Source organism: Enterococcus sp. AZ089 (genome assembly GCF_050547225.1).
Taxonomy (GTDB): Bacteria; Bacillota; Bacilli; order Lactobacillales; family Enterococcaceae; genus Enterococcus_D; species Enterococcus_D entomosocium.
The window spans coordinates 1,216,814-1,231,283 of sequence record NZ_CP172954.1; the positions used below are offsets into that span (position 1 = coordinate 1,216,814).

The 14,470-nt window shown below is 43.0% G+C and carries 20 protein-coding genes; 12 read left to right on the forward strand and 8 right to left on the reverse strand.

Features of this window, described 5'->3' with window-relative positions; translation table 11 throughout:
* Positions 1-4 precede the first annotated feature (4 nt).
* Positions 5-562 carry a YpiB family protein gene (locus IGJ01_RS05720; RefSeq protein ID WP_008381051.1) on the forward strand — a complete coding sequence of 186 codons (558 nt, stop codon included), beginning with the start codon at positions 5-7 and terminating at the stop codon, positions 560-562.
* 44 nt (positions 563-606) lie between these two features.
* Here IGJ01_RS05720 and IGJ01_RS05725 read toward each other — a convergent pair whose 3' ends face one another.
* A complete protein-coding gene (locus IGJ01_RS05725; RefSeq protein WP_005237068.1) occupies positions 607-1,512 on the reverse strand; it encodes a YitT family protein in 906 nt (301 codons plus the stop codon).
* Between the two features lie 137 nt (positions 1,513-1,649).
* Between IGJ01_RS05725 and IGJ01_RS05730 the strand changes: the two genes are divergently transcribed.
* From IGJ01_RS05730 to IGJ01_RS05745, 4 genes are all read left to right on the forward strand, one after another.
* Positions 1,650-2,000, forward strand: coding sequence for a nucleotide pyrophosphohydrolase (locus tag IGJ01_RS05730; RefSeq protein WP_008381054.1), 351 nt, complete (start codon positions 1,650-1,652; stop codon positions 1,998-2,000).
* A complete protein-coding gene (locus IGJ01_RS05735) occupies positions 1,987-3,201 on the forward strand; it encodes a CCA tRNA nucleotidyltransferase (RefSeq protein WP_086299632.1) in 1,215 nt (404 codons plus the stop codon). Before IGJ01_RS05730 ends, IGJ01_RS05735 begins: the two co-directional genes overlap by 14 nt.
* Before the next feature lie 7 nt (positions 3,202-3,208).
* A complete protein-coding gene (locus IGJ01_RS05740; protein ID WP_008381059.1) occupies positions 3,209-3,577 on the forward strand; it encodes a thioesterase family protein in 369 nt (122 codons plus the stop codon).
* 67 nt (positions 3,578-3,644) lie between these two features.
* Positions 3,645-4,103 carry a hypothetical protein gene (locus IGJ01_RS05745; protein WP_008381061.1) on the forward strand — a complete coding sequence of 153 codons (459 nt, stop codon included), beginning with the start codon at positions 3,645-3,647 and terminating at the stop codon, positions 4,101-4,103.
* 34 nt (positions 4,104-4,137) lie between these two features.
* On the opposite strand, the gene IGJ01_RS05750 is transcribed toward IGJ01_RS05745, so the two are convergent.
* From IGJ01_RS05750 to IGJ01_RS05780, 7 genes are all read right to left on the reverse strand, one after another.
* The gene (locus IGJ01_RS05750; RefSeq protein WP_008381063.1) at positions 4,138-4,413 is read right to left on the reverse strand and encodes a hypothetical protein; all 276 of its coding nucleotides are present in this window, start codon (positions 4,411-4,413) and stop codon (positions 4,138-4,140) included.
* Positions 4,414-4,556: 143 nt separating this feature from the next.
* Positions 4,557-5,951 carry a Y-family DNA polymerase gene (locus tag IGJ01_RS05755; protein ID WP_015510066.1) on the reverse strand — a complete coding sequence of 465 codons (1,395 nt, stop codon included), beginning with the start codon at positions 5,949-5,951 and terminating at the stop codon, positions 4,557-4,559.
* Between the two features lie 254 nt (positions 5,952-6,205).
* Positions 6,206-6,592 carry a VOC family protein gene (locus tag IGJ01_RS05760; protein WP_430601513.1) on the reverse strand — a complete coding sequence of 129 codons (387 nt, stop codon included), beginning with the start codon at positions 6,590-6,592 and terminating at the stop codon, positions 6,206-6,208.
* A 64-nt stretch (positions 6,593-6,656) separates the two neighbouring features.
* Positions 6,657-7,067 carry a FosX/FosE/FosI family fosfomycin resistance hydrolase gene (gene fosX, locus IGJ01_RS05765; protein ID WP_008381069.1) on the reverse strand — a complete coding sequence of 137 codons (411 nt, stop codon included), beginning with the start codon at positions 7,065-7,067 and terminating at the stop codon, positions 6,657-6,659.
* Between the two features lie 70 nt (positions 7,068-7,137).
* The gene (locus IGJ01_RS05770; protein ID WP_005237045.1) at positions 7,138-7,389 is read right to left on the reverse strand and encodes a hypothetical protein; all 252 of its coding nucleotides are present in this window, start codon (positions 7,387-7,389) and stop codon (positions 7,138-7,140) included.
* 330 nt (positions 7,390-7,719) lie between these two features.
* Positions 7,720-7,869, reverse strand: coding sequence for a 50S ribosomal protein L33 (rpmG, locus tag IGJ01_RS05775; RefSeq protein ID WP_005229384.1), 150 nt, complete (start codon positions 7,867-7,869; stop codon positions 7,720-7,722).
* 138 nt (positions 7,870-8,007) lie between these two features.
* On the reverse strand, positions 8,008-8,967 hold the full coding sequence (locus IGJ01_RS05780) for an ABC transporter substrate-binding protein (protein ID WP_430601514.1): 960 nt from the start codon (positions 8,965-8,967) through the stop codon (positions 8,008-8,010).
* 202 nt (positions 8,968-9,169) lie between these two features.
* Between IGJ01_RS05780 and IGJ01_RS05785 the strand changes: the two genes are divergently transcribed.
* From IGJ01_RS05785 to IGJ01_RS05815, 7 genes are all read left to right on the forward strand, one after another.
* The gene (locus tag IGJ01_RS05785) at positions 9,170-9,961 is read left to right on the forward strand and encodes an ABC transporter ATP-binding protein (protein WP_061053916.1); all 792 of its coding nucleotides are present in this window, start codon (positions 9,170-9,172) and stop codon (positions 9,959-9,961) included.
* Complete coding sequence (locus IGJ01_RS05790) at positions 9,958-10,938, forward strand: FecCD family ABC transporter permease (RefSeq protein WP_008381077.1); 981 nt, start codon at positions 9,958-9,960, stop codon at positions 10,936-10,938. Before IGJ01_RS05785 ends, IGJ01_RS05790 begins: the two co-directional genes overlap by 4 nt.
* Positions 10,938-11,915, forward strand: coding sequence for a FecCD family ABC transporter permease (locus tag IGJ01_RS05795; RefSeq protein WP_016621237.1), 978 nt, complete (start codon positions 10,938-10,940; stop codon positions 11,913-11,915). The genes IGJ01_RS05790 and IGJ01_RS05795 overlap by 1 nt, the downstream gene beginning before the upstream one ends.
* Positions 11,916-12,005: 90 nt before the next feature.
* Positions 12,006-12,545 carry a 5-formyltetrahydrofolate cyclo-ligase gene (locus tag IGJ01_RS05800; RefSeq protein ID WP_086299630.1) on the forward strand — a complete coding sequence of 180 codons (540 nt, stop codon included), beginning with the start codon at positions 12,006-12,008 and terminating at the stop codon, positions 12,543-12,545.
* Positions 12,546-12,557: 12 nt separating this feature from the next.
* Positions 12,558-13,226 carry a rhomboid family intramembrane serine protease gene (locus tag IGJ01_RS05805; RefSeq protein WP_005237037.1) on the forward strand — a complete coding sequence of 223 codons (669 nt, stop codon included), beginning with the start codon at positions 12,558-12,560 and terminating at the stop codon, positions 13,224-13,226.
* Positions 13,227-13,256: 30 nt separating this feature from the next.
* Positions 13,257-13,466: a YqgQ family protein gene (locus tag IGJ01_RS05810; RefSeq protein ID WP_005229394.1), complete on the forward strand. Its 210-nt coding sequence runs from the start codon at positions 13,257-13,259 to the stop codon at positions 13,464-13,466.
* Positions 13,466-14,437 (forward strand): ROK family glucokinase, encoded by a 972-nt coding sequence (locus tag IGJ01_RS05815; RefSeq protein ID WP_008381084.1) that lies wholly within the window; start codon positions 13,466-13,468, stop codon positions 14,435-14,437. Before IGJ01_RS05810 ends, IGJ01_RS05815 begins: the two co-directional genes overlap by 1 nt.
* Positions 14,438-14,470: the final 33 nt, after the last annotated feature.

The window sequence follows — 14,470 nt, forward strand, 5'->3', positions numbered from 1 at the left end:
AGAAATGAACATCAATGTACAAGAAAAGAAAAAGTTTCTTAATTGGTTAGTTTCGACCGTTTCCTTCAGCCGCCGAGAAGTCTCTTGGGTGTTAAACTATCTGGCGAACCATGAAGCGATCTTGGCCAATGTTCATTTTGTAGAAGGGGCAGCCGCAGCCAAACGGGGCTTAAGTGTCCGCAGTACGGAAGTTGGAGGCGAACCCTTTGTCTTGAGTATCGAAGGACAGACCTTTTATGACATTGATCAGATTTTTCACGAGATTCGCATGAATTGGAAACAACCCTTGTATCTTGAATGTCTCTTTCCAGATTCTTGGTCGCAATCCTTTTATTTAGCAGTTTTAGAAGACAATCCTTATGAACGTTGGAACGACCACTTGGATCAAGAAATGACCCAACATGTTACCCAGTACCTTGAAAAAGAAGAAGCAAAAACCAAAATTGATACCTTGTATCGGCAGATCGATCTAGCATTGGAAAATGGGGATCGTGATGCCTTCTTAGAACTTTCCGATGAAGTAAATCGGCACTTGCTCCAACAAAAAGAAGAAAGCCGCTGACAAATAAAAAAGCAGTCCTTTAACCGGGACTGCTTTTTTAGTCTTTATTTTGTTTTAGAGACCGCTGCTTTGCGCTGTAAGAACCGTGACTTAGGTCTTAAGTAGGTAAAGCCTTCGCCTTCGACTTCATGGACATTGATGACAGAAACAAACGCTTGCGGATCAAAGTCATGAACAATGCGCTTGACTTCAGAAATCTCCCGTCCGCTGACCACCATATAAATGATTTGTTTCGATACTCTTGAGTAAGCCCCTTCGCCCTGTAAAAACGTGACACCGCGTTCCAATTCATCCATTAAAACAGGAGCTATCTCTTCGCTGTGATTGCTGATCACTAAAATCCCTTTGGCTGAATAGCCGCCGTCTAAGATCGAATCGATCACACGAGTGAAGACATAAGAAAAAATCAAGGTATACATCATGCGGTTCAAATCTATATAGGTCAAAGAAAGCAACAGGACGAACACATCAAAGATCAAAAGCGACCGCCCGATCGTCACCCCAAAGTTTTTCTCTAAAATGCGCGCTAGTACATCGACGCCACCTGTTGTTCCACCGACTTTGTAGACGATCCCACTACCGATCCCTGCAATCAAACCAGCCAAGAGTGCGACGATCAGTAGATCATGCTGTAGATCGATCAACAGGGGAACACTCTGCCAAAATGCCAACCAAAAAGACAAACCAAAGGTTCCTAAAATCGTATACACTAATGAGCGTCGACCAAGAATTTTGCCACCGATCAAAATGATCGGAATATTTAAGATCAATGTACTAATGGCAGGATTGATTCCCCATAAGGCTCGCAGGATCAAGGTGATCCCTGTCACACCGCCTTCTGCTAAGTCATTTGGGATATTTAAATAGACTAGACCGAAGCCATAAATACTCGTACCGAAAATAATCAAAACAATGTCGCGAATCGTTCGCCATGAAAAAAATGCCCGCATCCTGTTTCCTCCGTTATTCAACTTCCACAAGTATCAATGTAGCACGAAATCATTGAATGTACAACAAATCCTGAGGGGGGCTCTATCTAGGCAGGCAGCCATTCTTTTGGTAAGATAAACGAGAAAGGGTGAAGAAGATGACAGATAAACGTTCCTTGGCATCGATGCAAGAAGAAGTCGATGCCTATATTCAACAATTTAAAACTGGCTATTTCAGCCCCCTCGCCCAAATGGCTCGTTTGACTGAAGAAGTTGGCGAATTGGCGCGAGAAGTAAATCACTATTACGGGGAAAAAAATAAAAAAAGCGATGAAGTTGAAAAGACAGTGGCAGAAGAACTGGGTGACGTGCTCTTTGTGACGATGATCATGGCCAATTCACTAGACATCGACCTGACTGAAGTGTTTGAGGAAAATATGGCAAAATTCAATCAGCGGGATGCGTATCGTTTTGAAAGAAAAGATGGGAAAGTACATGAAGCTGACTAAACTACCAAAAGAATTTGCAGAAGCTGCGCCACTCCTAAAAAAAATCGAAGCCGCGGGCTATGAAGCATACTTTGTTGGCGGCAGCGTGCGGGATACGATTTTAGGCCAGCCGATCCATGATGTCGATATTGCTACCAGCGCTTTTCCAGCCGAAATCAAGGCGCTTTTTCCTCGAACTATTGACATTGGTATCGAGCATGGGACGGTGCTGGTCTTGTGGGAACAGGCGCAATATGAGATTACCACCTTTCGAACCGAAGCCGCCTATCAGGATTATCGCAGACCTGACAAAGTTGATTTTGTCCGTTCCTTGAAAGAAGATCTAAAGCGGCGGGATTTTACCATCAATGCATTGGCACTTCAAGAAGATGGGGTCATCATTGATCTTTTCGATGGACTGGCAGATATCGACAATCAGATTTTACGAGCAGTGGGTCACCCGCAGGAACGTTTCCATGAGGATGCCCTACGAATGATGCGGGGGCTGCGTTTTGTCAGTCAATTGGGCTTTGTTTTAGAAACAGAAACATTGGCTGCTATCCATGCGAATCATGCCTTGTTGGGGAAAATCTCTGTTGAACGGATCATGATTGAATTCGTGAAATTGCTGTTAGGCAATCATCGGAACCAAGCACTACGAGCACTAGTAGAAACCGAATGCTATATCTATTGCCCAGGCTTGCGGGAATACGGTGAGGCGTTACTGCGGATGGCAGACCTGCCAGCGATCCCATTAGAAAACGAAACGACGGCTTGGGTATTGCTCATTGACCAAATCGGTTTAGCTCCTGAGGCAGTCCGCAGCTTTTTAAAAGCTTGGAAATGTTCGAATGACTGCATCCGCCAAGTACAAACGGTCTATCAAGCACTACTAATGCGTCGAAACGGCGAATGGAACGATCTGCTGTTGTATCAGTTCGGTTTAGAAGCAACCTGTTTAGCTGAAGGATTATTGCGTTATGACAAGCTGCCCAATGATCCTGCAAAAATCAGTCAGCGCTATCAGCAGCTACCGATCCATTCACTGAAGGAGCTGGCGATCAATGGACGTGATTTACTGCAGACAGTTGATCGTTCTTCTGGTCCGTGGCTCAAAGAAGTCTTGGCCGCTGCCGAAGCTGCAGTCATCACACGAAAAATCCCTAATGAAAAAGAAGCACTATTGGCGTTTGCCCAAGCATATTTAGCGAAGGAGGGATAACTGAAGAATGGAAAGCAAAAAAGACTTTCTCGTTGACCTTCAAGACACTGCGGCTGTTTTGGGTTCTGGCGGTTTAGCGGTTTTAGCAACCCCTCGACTAGTCGCAATGGTGGAAAACACCTGTTGGGAAGCACTTGAGCCTACTTTAGATAAAGGGTTTACCACCGTCGGTACAAAGTTTTCGATCGATCATTTGAAACCTTCACCAGTCGGAGCGACAATCACAGTTCTTATACAATGGGAAAAAGAACAAGGATTCCAGTTTGATTATCAGGTGACCGATGGGGCGCAACAACTCATTGCTAAAGGGACTCATCAACGAGCGGCGGTGGAAATCTCTCGGTTTATGAAAAAAGTCAACGAAAACCAAAGTTAATTTGTGTCCCAGTAGCGACTATGTGTTAGAATTAAAATGTATTATTAATAAAAAGGAGCGTTTTGTCATGGCTAGAGAAATGAAAGCTTTAAAATTTTATTTCCGTAATGGAGAAACATGGACGATCGAGCGCCGTTACATCGGTGACTTATGGATCAAACAAATCACGACCAGTTTTGGCCGTATCCACGGAAGCGAATTCGTTGAGATTCATCCATGTGCTGGGTTCAAAATTGAAATCTTTCAAGAAGGCGATCATGTGGCAACACATGACATCAACTTAGGCGGACTTGAATTAGGGATGTTTGCTCGTGCGTTGAAATATGAAGATATTGAACGGATGGAAATTCTTTACCGTAACGGTACACCGGATCTTGTTTATTTCCCATACAAGGACAAAGATACTGAAGGATTGGATAATGTATACCAATCAACAAAAATCAGTGAAAAAACGAAGAGTCTGTATATCGTGATCGACCCAAATCAAACGGTTGATGATGTTTATCAAGAACATTTCGAAGAATAAGAAAAACGCAGAACCAGTTGGTTCTGCGTTTTTTTTAGAATGTTTCTTGGAACATATCCGTATACTTTTTTAATAAAAGATAATCTTCGGCATATTCATCCTTTAAAACGATTGTATCGCCAAAGAAACTCTTACGAGCATGTTGAATGATCCGATGCTGAATATCTTTTTCCAGAAGGTAATCGATCTCAGACTGTTTCAGGTTTTGTGCAGCAGTCGCCCGATTCTTTTCTAAATATTGCAGCAAATCGTACTCAAGGTGTCCCGCACCATTGATGACTCGTTTGTATTCGATTTTGTCAATTTTCATCTGCTCACACTCCTTGCTATTAAAGTACCTTAGAAAAGAACAAAGGGGGAGGTGGGCGAATCGAAATTACATAAATCTTTAAAAAATGGACCGTTTGTTAATGTTATCTTAAGATTTGTCAGCAAAAAGGAAAGAAAAACGAATCAAGTGCCAGTATTTTTCGAACCATCAGCAAACGGTTCTTTTTCCTTTTGCTGATGGACGGGTCCTATATTAGCGATCCCATCTAGACCACCGGCATGTCCGCCGACTAATTTGCTGCGAGCAATGGCGCGAGCGCCTTCCATTCGGCTTGTGGCGTGAACGATCGAAGTGAAGCCATATTTCTCACGAATCTTATCGATGATCAAATCTAATTTACGCTGGCGCAACTGCGCTTCTGCTTGCTCAAAAAGATCCAGCTGGACATTTTCTGTATAAACCAATTTTGAATAGGTAATACCGATGTGGCGAACGACTTGCCCGGTATAAAATTTTCGAAAGAGAAATAGGCAATGAGCGACAAGTTTACGGGTATTGTCAGTTGGCGGGATTTTCATTTGTCGGGAAAAGCCAGAAGCAGTTTCACCAAAGGCTACGCCGATGTAAACATTGATACAAGCGGTCTGACAATGATGGCGGCGAATTCGAGCGGCAACTTGCTCCGCCATTTCCTTGATGACGATCTCGATTTCTTCTTGTAAATAATAATTGCGATGTAGAACTTGGCTATTGCCGTAGCTTTTTTCCATCACTTGTGGTGTCGGTTCAGATAAAATCGTGCGATCAATGCCGTGGGCGTGATGATAGAGCTGCTCGCCAATGATCCCCATGCGACTGCGTAAAAGATCAGGACTGGCGTGAGCCAATTGTTCGATCGTTTCAATCCCCATCAAGTGAAGTCGTTTTTCTGTGCGCCGACCGATCCCCCAGAACTCTGTCATAGGGGCGATCTGCCAAACTTTTGTCGGTACATCGTCATAGGTCCATTCAGCGATCAAGGAACGATTGTGTTTGGATTCGTTATCTAAAGCTAGTTTTGCTAACAATGGATTATCGCCAATGCCGATGGTGACATACAATTTCGTTGTTTCGTAAATGTCTTTTTGAATTTGCTGGGCAATCAACCAACGTTTTTCTTCGCGAGAGATCGTTTTATCGGGAATGAAAAGATCCAGTGTACGGGTCAGATCCATCATCGTTTCGTCGATCGAATAGAGCAGCAAGTCGTCTTGTCCAACATATTTGCGAAAGACATTATTGACTTTGGTGTTTTCTTTGATATAAAAACTCATACGCGGCGATGCTTTGTACAAATCGGGATGTGTCGGCAGGTTGTCATTGCGAGTCACATTTGAAATCCCCAATACCGATTTTGCCTTTGGGGAAGCTGCTAAGACTAAGCCGTTACCAGTATTGTCAGAATGTGACATGACGACCAGCATCGCTTGGATAGGATCTAACCCGCGAGAGATGCATTCGACAGAAGCATAAAAACTTTTGACATCTATAAATAAGATATCGCGTTTTGGCTCGAGCGCATAATTAAAACCACCCATTTTTATCACTCCTTACCGAGATTATACGAACGTTTGTTCTTTTTTGTCAAGCGAACAGGAGTGGATGAGGGGGATTTGTTTTTTTATAGAGAGATTATTTTTATTTTATAATGATGGGAAATGTTGGTTTATAAGGAATACATTCATTTCAGATTATCAGAATTCGATTGGACATAAATACGGGGTTTTGTCTTTTTACCCGAAAAACGGATAAAAAAACAGCCGCTCCATTGGACCGACTGTCGTAGCTTAAATCAATTTTCGGCAGGTAGGGTTGCAAACAAACTTAAGAGATTGCCGTCTATATCTTTGACGATGGCATAGCGTTGCCCCCAAAAGGCACACCAAGGTTCTTTGAAAGACTGATACCCGGCAGCTACGACTTTTGCATGAAGGGCATCAACTTCTTCAGGGGAATCACATAAAAAGGCTAATTCAATTGTGTCACCAACAGTCATTGGTGCATGTCCGTAGATCCCGGCAACCATCTGGCGGCTATTCAAAGAGATGCGAACCCCGTCGTTTGCTAATTCCATATAATCTTCTGAGTGCTGACCTAATGGTGTGAAGCCAAGTACTTGATAAAAAGCCAGTGCCTGTTCCATGTTTTTTGTGATAATACCAACCATATCTAGTTTCATTGTTTTCTTCCTTTCTTGTGGGAATTCTTTCCATAACAGTCAATGCAGTTGCTAGCAATGAAGATTACCTCGTTTCTGTCAGACGGTAATGGTGCAACCTTTCAGCCAACGTACCAGTATGTAGTTCAAACAAATGGTTGTCATCGTCGTAAAAGTAAATGGAAGCACCTTCGCCTTTGATACGAGAACGATCTTTTTCGATCTTCAATCCTAGTCCTTGGATGCGCGTAATCAAGGAATCGATTTGAGTTTGATCGATTTTAAAGGCAATATGGTTATACGTTTTCGGCAGCTTCTGGGAGGCATCCTCCATAACAGCAAGCCATAAGCCATCGATCAAAAAGAATTTTTCTGGGAAGTAAGAATGGGGCTGGTCTCGGCTATCATAAATTTCCTCTGCTTCAAACAATGTTTCCAGCATCGTTGTCGTCTTTGCTAAATTCTGTACGATCAACGTGATATGGGAAATCTCCATCGCATCAACACTCCTTCGTTATGACGGAATAGGGGAAAGAGAAACAATTAGTATCAAAATAAGCATTATGTTAGTGATTGTAAAATACCAATAGGAAGAGCAGAACATAAAACAGTGCATCAGTTGTGCAAGGAATAACTTTCTTCTTGTATTTTGTCCAAAAGAAGACATTTATTAAGAAGAGGATAATCACTGTCGGTAAGCTAAAGGTCCAAGCAGGGTGTTTAATGAAAATGAAAAGCATATTTCCAATAAGAGCAAAAAGAAAAGCGCCATAAAACAGACGATAGTTACTAGGTAGATACGTAAAATTGCCAAGCATGGGTTCACCTCCTGTAGGCAGTATAGCTTGAAAGGATCGACTGGCACTCAAAGTATATTGAAAGGACAGCTAGAAGAAAAAGCTGGTTCATGTTCTATGTGCCGCCTTTGTTGAACATTAGTTTCTTTTTTACATTATACATTAAAATTTATTTATACGTCGCTTCAAAGAAAAAGTTGGCTCAAAAGTTCAAAGCAAATAAGTGAAAATAGGGGAGTGGTTGTGTAAAGAGGGAAATAAAAATGCAGCAGCTATCATTGCAAAATGTCTGAAAAAAAAGAAGTTCGCAAACGCCTTGGTTATCAGCGTTTGCGAACTTCTTAAATAGTATTATTTTGTTTCGCGGTGTAAAGTAACTTTTCTTTCACGTGGGCAATATTTTTTCTTTTCCAAACGATCAGGATTGTTACGTTTGTTTTTGTTTGATAAGTAGTTGCGTTCTTTACAAGAAGTGCACTCTAATGTGATGTTTACGCGCATGATTTTCCCCCCCTAACGATACAAGAATCCTCTAAGAAATCTCTCAGACTAAAATATAATAGCATGTTTTGTGCGGGAATGCTAGCTTTTTCCTGAAATTTGTTAAGTAGTTTTACTTGACGAATTACTTGAAACGCATTAGTCCAATTTGCTCTGGATATCTTCGATCATTTTGGTATAGGCGATAGGACCGTTGTAGAGCCAGCTTGATTCAGGACCGAATTCCCATAAATGATTGTTTTTGACTGCATCAAGATTTTGCCAGACTTGTTCGCTGAAAAAATCAGCGCCTTTATCACTATTCACTAAAATCAAGTAATCGGCATCCAATTCTGCCAATTTTTCCAGAGAAACGGCAGACCAGTCAGCAGTGGCACTTTCACTGATTTCTGAAACAAGCGAGGGAACTTCAAAACCGAGTTCGTGATACAGCAGTTGACCACTTGATTTTGTTTCTGAAACCATGAAGACAGAATTATTGACCACCCATAAAACAGCAATTGACTTGCCTTGGATTTGATCAGCGTACGTTTCCTTGGTAGTAGCGACTAAGTCATCATAATCAGCTTCTACTTGGGCAGCTTCCTCTTCTTTGTGTAAGACCTTTGCGATATCTGTCAGACGTTCACGCCAGGTTACTTCCTCGCCATTTGTGACCACATAGGTCGGCGCGATCTTACTGTACTGATCATATTTGTCGCCTTCCACCATGGAATTGCTATCCATCAGCAGCAGGTCTGGCTCAAAGCTCAAGACATCTTCATAGGGCAGATCATAGTTGATTCTTGGCACAGCTGCTAGTTTGTCTTGCAAGTATGCTTGATCACTGTCATTGCCGACTGTCCATTGAGCAACCGGGGTTACCCCTAAAGCGACCAAATAATCTTCCAAGTAACTACCGATCACCCGTTGTGGGTTTTCGGGAACAGTGACTTCATTTCCCATCGCATCGGTAAAGGTTGTTGCTATTTCTGAAGAAGTAGTGGCTGATCCACTGCTATCCGTTGAGTCATTATTCGTACCGCAAGCACCCAGTAGAGTAAGGGAGCAGGCTGCTAGCAGGGTAAGCCAAGTACTTCTTTTTGACCATTGTTTCATAGAAAAACTTCCTCCTTTGTTAAAAGATGAGCACTTATCATTTTAATTGAGAATAATTCTCATTTGCTGATTGCTATTATTACGGAGAAACGCTGATTTGTCAATCTTATTTTTTTATTTCCTTTTTTTAGAACTATTGACGAATAGTAGGATTACATTCATAATTGATAAGCATTATCAATCAATTATTTTGGGGACGAATATGGCGAAATTACGAACAGTTGACTTGAGTGTCGGCTATCAAAAACAAAAAATTGTGCAAAATCTAACAATTGAGATTCCAGAAGGGAAAATCATCGGCTTGATTGGTCCGAACGGCAGTGGAAAATCGACATTTTTAAAGGCACTCGCCCGAATTTTACAGCCTTTGTCTGGTGAGGTCCTATTAGATACACAAAACCTCCAGAACATCAAAACCAAAGAAGTGGCTAAAAAGATTGCGCTGCTTTCACAAGTTAGCGACTCATCGATTGGCTTGACGATTCGCGAAATTGTTTCTTACGGTCGTTTTCCCTATCAAAAAGGACTGAATAGTCTATCGGAACAAGATCTTGCAGCGATCGACTGGTCTTTGCAGGCAACTGGTTTGACGGCACTGGCAGAAGAAGTGATCAGTACGCTGTCAGGGGGACAAAAGCAGCGCGTTTGGATCGCCATGGCACTGGCGCAAGATACGGATATCGTGATTTTAGATGAACCAACAACCTTTTTAGATCCTGCGCATCAATTAGAAATTTTGCTCTTATTACAGCAAATCAATAAAACCTATGGGAAAACGATCATTATGTCGATTCATGACCTGAATCATGCGTCACGTTTTTCTGATTATATTTACGCATTAAAAGGTGGAGAGCTTTTGGTTTCCGGTACACCGGAAACGGTACTGACCAAAGAATGGCTGCAGCGTTTGTTTGAGATCGATGCCGTGTTAGGTACCTTTCCTAATAGTACAAAGCCGCTGGTCTTGACCTATGAGTTAGGAGCGCAGATATGAAAAAGTTTCCTTGGCTGCTGCTGCTTTTTAGTGGCTGCTTTATTATCTGTTTCTTTTTAGCGATCACTCAAGGAGCAGCGGACCTTTCTTTTGAAACGATCTGGGATGCCGTCTTTGCTTTTGATTATGAGAATCAGCTGCATCAAGTCTTGCGCAATATTCGGTTGCCACGTGTTTTGGCTGCTTTTCTAGTAGGAAGTTGTTTTGCTGTTACAGGAGCCATCATGCAGGGGATTACGAGAAATCCCTTGGCAGATGGTGGTCTTTTAGGTGTCAATAGTGGGGCTGCCTTGGGACTAGCGATCGCATTTATCCTCTTTCCTAGTGTGCAACCGAGTCAAGCGGCGCTGTTTTCCTTTTTTGGTGCGTTTGCGGCAACTGGGCTGCTTTTTTTACTGACCAGATACGCCAAACTAGGCATGTCGCCCACGGGACTGATTTTGGCTGGTGTGGCATTAAGTTCTTTTTTCTCAGCCATTAGTCAAACTCTGTCATTGCAATTTGATTTAAACCAAGAGCTAGCCTTTTGGTTTATCGGTGGTGCGGCGAATGTGACTTGGCAGCAACTGCGTTTTGTGGGGCCCATCTATCTGATCGCCATCGTTTTTGTGCTACGGCTAGGAAAAGCCCTCAATCTGTTAGCACTAGGAGATGACACCGTCATTTCATTAGGCAAGCACCCGCATCTGATTCGGGCATCTGCCTTACTGTTAGTCGTAGTTTTGGCGGGAATGGCGGTTTCGCTTGTAGGACCGGTCAGCTTTGTCGGCTTAATGGTTCCTCATGTCGTGCGGGGGATGGTGGGCAAAAACTACCAATTAATTTTGCCTTTGACGATCATTGGAGGTGGGACCCTAGTGATGGCCGCTGATCTGGCAGGTCGCTTGATCAATCCCCCTTTTGAGACACCCTTTGGGATACTGATGGCATTGATCGGTGTGCCTTTTCTATTGGTCAAGATACGGAGGGAAGACTGATGAAAAAAACACTCTTTGTTTTTTTTCTACTGGTGATGGCCGCTTTTTTAGGAAGTGTCATGGTGGGAAAAACAATCTTAACCTTTCAGACATTAGGGGCAATCTTTCAAGGTACGGCTTCTTCGAGTCAGGTACTGACGTTTACTGAGTTTCGACTACCACGGGCTTGTCTGGCGCTGATCGCCGGCGGTGCCTTTGGTTTTTCTGGTTTTGTCTTGCAGGGGGTGACAAGAAACGAGCTGGCTGATGCAAGTATCGTAGGAATCAACAATGGCGCGGGTCTCTTTGTAATGATCTACTTAGGGGTTTATACCCAAGGATCGCAGCTTTTACCTGTCGTTGGGATCTTCGGTGGCTTGTTGGCTGCTGTACTGGTCTATTTGATTGCCTATAAACACCGCCAATTGTTGTCGATGGAGCGAGTGCTGCTGGCGGGAATCGCCGTCAATGCAGGGTTGGCCGCGGCTACTTTACTTTTTACGGTGGAATTATCAAAAGACCGCTATCGCTTTGTAACAGCATGGCTTTCTGGATCTATCTGGGGAACCTCGTGGCAGCAAATTACCAGTCTGCTTCCTTGGGTCATCGTATTGTCTGTCGCAGCTTTCTGGACCGTACCTAAACTTAATCTGCTTGGTTTTGGTGAGGAACAGGCAATTAGCTTAGGGGTTTCTTTGACACGGTTGCGGACGTGGTTTTTAGTGATTGCGGTTGGTTTGGCTGCCAGTACGGTTGGCTATACCGGTAATTTAGCCTTTGTGGGCTTATTGGCGCCTCATATCGCCAAGGGACTCATCGGCAGAGAATCTCGCAGTGCCTTTTTCTTAGCGGGAATGATCGGCAGTCTGCTGGTCTTAGTAAGTGATACGATCGGTCGTTTACTATTGACAAGCGGTGAGATCCCAGCTGGTATCATCATTTCTATCGTGGGGGCACCGTACTTTGTCTTTTTACTGATCCGGCGTAAAGAAGGATGAGCAGATAGTCATGATCTTGCCAAGAAATCTGCGATTCTAGTTTGCTATTTGGACACAGTTTTTGGTACTATTTCTGAGAGGAGTGATCCAATGGAAAAACCAGTCATTAGAGAGCACATGATCCAAACATTAAAAAAAATGCCGAGCAAACAAAAGCAGCAGAAAGAAACGGTGATTTTGCAGTTGCTGTTTTCTTCTCAGATTTGGCAAACGGCTAAGTCAGTAGGAGTGATCCGTTCGTTGCCATTTGAATTTGATACAGCGGCTATTTTTGCTAAAGGATTTGAACAAAACAAACGAATCGCAGTGCCGAAAGCACAACAAAAAAAATTGCAGTTTTATCATGTGGAGCCGGCAACGCGTTATGAAACGTCGGCATTTGGGGTTGAAGAGCCGATCAGTGAGCAAGAAGCCCATCACTTGGATTTACTCATTGTTCCCGGCTTGGCTTTTTCGAAAAAAGGCTATCGCATCGGCTTTGGCGGCGGCTATTATGATCGTTTCTTGTCAGCTTTTGATGGCAAGACCGTTTCTTTGGTCTTCGGAGAACAATTCAACGATCAATGGACACCAGATGTATTCGACATTCCAATCGATAAAATCTATACGGATTCGCTTATTCGCACGTAAAGGAGCACGTCAATGAATTCTCAAATGAAAAGATGGCTGAATCAGCCGATCTTCACGTATCTATTTTTAGCTATCCAAACTATTGTGTTTATCTTGGGTTATTTTAGTCCCTCTATTCAATCAGGCGGGGTGATGTTTGGTCCGTTTGTCGTCTATTTAAATGAATATTGGCGTTTCGTTACCCCAATCTTTCTGCATTTCGGGTTGGCACATTTTGCAATCAACTCTGTGATTCTCTATTATATGGGGCAACAAGTAGAAGCCATCTATGGTCATAGCCGTTTTTTTGCCTTGTATTTACTAAGCGGCATCATGGGCAATACCATGAGTTTTGCTTTCAACCAAATAGGGGTTCAATCAGCAGGCGCTAGTACTTCATTATTCGGGCTTTTCGGGGCATTTTTGATTTTAGGTTGGCATTTTAGAAATGATTACCGCATCCAAGCAATGGTACGGCAATTTGCCCTATTCGTTGGATTGAACCTGGTTTTTGGGGTGTTTGATCAGACGATTGATATGTGGGGACACATTGGCGGGATCCTCGGTGGGTTATTGTTAGGGAATCTTTTGGCATTGCCAAAGAACTATGGAAAATATTCGATCCACACCAGAATCCTCTCTGGCGGACTCTTTGTTTTCTTATTGGCTATTTTTGTGATATATGGTTTTAAAAAATATTAATTACTTGTATAATAAGCAGGAAGTGGTTAAATGGAAACGTTATATGACGTACAACAATTACTGAAACAATTTGGTGTTTACGTATATGTCGGCAAGCGGATCTACGATATAGAACTGATGCAAATCGAGTTGAAAAACTTTTATGACAGTCGCTTGATAGATCGGGATGTATATCTGACTGCCCGGCGAATTCTTACGCGGGAGCATCGAATTGAAGAAAGCCGGGAGGAAAACAAGTGATGGACAAAAAAATCATCGGAATTGATTTAGGCGGAACAACGGTGAAATTCGCTATTTTAACGAGCGAAGGCGAGATTCAGCAAAAATGGAGTATTGACACCAATATTCTTGATGAAGGCTCACATATCGTGCCAGAAATCGTGGCATCGATCAATCATCGCCTAGAATTATATGGCTTACAGCCGGAAGCATTTATCGGTATTGGTATGGGGACACCAGGAAGTGTCGACCGTGACAAAGGAACCGTCATAGGTGCCTACAATCTGAACTGGAAAACACTTCAGCCAGTCAAAGAACTGATTGAAAAAGGCACAAAAATCCCATTTGCCATCGATAACGATGCCAATGTAGCAGCTTTAGGTGAGCGTTGGAAAGGGGCAGGGGATAACAATCCTGATGTCATCTTTATCACACTAGGTACAGGTGTTGGCGGCGGTATCATCATGGAAGGGCAATTGCTTCATGGGGTTGCTGGTTGTGCCGGAGAAATCGGTCATATCACTGTTGATCCTGAAGGGTTCGAATGTACTTGCGGCAAACGTGGTTGTTTAGAAACGGTTTCTAGTGCGACGGGTGTTGTGCGAGTTGCTCGACAGTTGGCAGAAGAATATGCTGGCGACTCGGCATTGAAACAACAGCTGGACAATGGGGAAGATGTTTCAAGTAAAGATATTTTTGAAGCGGCTCAAGCAAACGATTCATTTGGCTTGATGGTCGTTGATAAAGTGTGCTTCTACCTTGGGTTGGCATGCGGAAACCTAGGAAACACATTAAATCCATCAAGTATCGTTTTAGGTGGAGGCGTATCGGCAGCCGGTGAATTTTTACGTGAACGGGTTGCTGCCTACTTTGCTCAATTTACCTTCCCACAGGTAACGGAAAGTACTGAAATCAAATTGGCCGAACTTGGGAATGATGCCGGTGTGATTGGGGCAGCATCATTAGCTTTGCAGTTTGCAGCAAAAGCATAGATGACAAGCTGCTAGGCAAGGATAGATTAAAGC

Bases quoted from the DNA above. Each gene is read 5' to 3' on its own strand.
- IGJ01_RS05745 (WP_008381061.1), top strand. From the start codon at position 3,645: ATGGCTAGAGAAATGAAAGCTTTAAAATTTTATTTCCGTAATGGAGAA.
- IGJ01_RS05740 (WP_008381059.1), top strand. From the start codon at position 3,209: ATGGAAAGCAAAAAAGACTTTCTCGTTGACCTTCAAGACACTGCGGCT.
- IGJ01_RS05780 (WP_430601514.1), bottom strand. From the start codon at position 8,967: ATGAAACAATGGTCAAAAAGAAGTACTTGGCTTACCCTGCTAGCAGCC.
- IGJ01_RS05810 (WP_005229394.1), top strand. From the start codon at position 13,257: ATGGAAACGTTATATGACGTACAACAATTACTGAAACAATTTGGTGTT.
- IGJ01_RS05800 (WP_086299630.1), top strand. From the start codon at position 12,006: ATGGAAAAACCAGTCATTAGAGAGCACATGATCCAAACATTAAAAAAA.
- fosX (WP_008381069.1), bottom strand. From the start codon at position 7,067: ATGGAGATTTCCCATATCACGTTGATCGTACAGAATTTAGCAAAGACG.
- IGJ01_RS05755 (WP_015510066.1), bottom strand. From the start codon at position 5,951: ATGGGTGGTTTTAATTATGCGCTCGAGCCAAAACGCGATATCTTATTT.
- IGJ01_RS05720 (WP_008381051.1), top strand. From the start codon at position 5: ATGAACATCAATGTACAAGAAAAGAAAAAGTTTCTTAATTGGTTAGTT.
- IGJ01_RS05750 (WP_008381063.1), bottom strand. From the start codon at position 4,413: ATGAAAATTGACAAAATCGAATACAAACGAGTCATCAATGGTGCGGGA.
- IGJ01_RS05790 (WP_008381077.1), top strand. From the start codon at position 9,958: ATGAAAAAGTTTCCTTGGCTGCTGCTGCTTTTTAGTGGCTGCTTTATT.
- IGJ01_RS05730 (WP_008381054.1), top strand. From the start codon at position 1,650: ATGACAGATAAACGTTCCTTGGCATCGATGCAAGAAGAAGTCGATGCC.
- IGJ01_RS05735 (WP_086299632.1), top strand. From the start codon at position 1,987: ATGAAGCTGACTAAACTACCAAAAGAATTTGCAGAAGCTGCGCCACTC.
- IGJ01_RS05770 (WP_005237045.1), bottom strand. From the start codon at position 7,389: ATGCTTGGCAATTTTACGTATCTACCTAGTAACTATCGTCTGTTTTAT.
- IGJ01_RS05760 (WP_430601513.1), bottom strand. From the start codon at position 6,592: ATGAAACTAGATATGGTTGGTATTATCACAAAAAACATGGAACAGGCA.
- IGJ01_RS05805 (WP_005237037.1), top strand. From the start codon at position 12,558: ATGAATTCTCAAATGAAAAGATGGCTGAATCAGCCGATCTTCACGTAT.
- rpmG (WP_005229384.1), bottom strand. From the start codon at position 7,869: ATGCGCGTAAACATCACATTAGAGTGCACTTCTTGTAAAGAACGCAAC.
- IGJ01_RS05785 (WP_061053916.1), top strand. From the start codon at position 9,170: ATGGCGAAATTACGAACAGTTGACTTGAGTGTCGGCTATCAAAAACAA.
- IGJ01_RS05725 (WP_005237068.1), bottom strand. From the start codon at position 1,512: ATGCGGGCATTTTTTTCATGGCGAACGATTCGCGACATTGTTTTGATT.
- IGJ01_RS05795 (WP_016621237.1), top strand. From the start codon at position 10,938: ATGAAAAAAACACTCTTTGTTTTTTTTCTACTGGTGATGGCCGCTTTT.
- IGJ01_RS05815 (WP_008381084.1), top strand. From the start codon at position 13,466: ATGGACAAAAAAATCATCGGAATTGATTTAGGCGGAACAACGGTGAAA.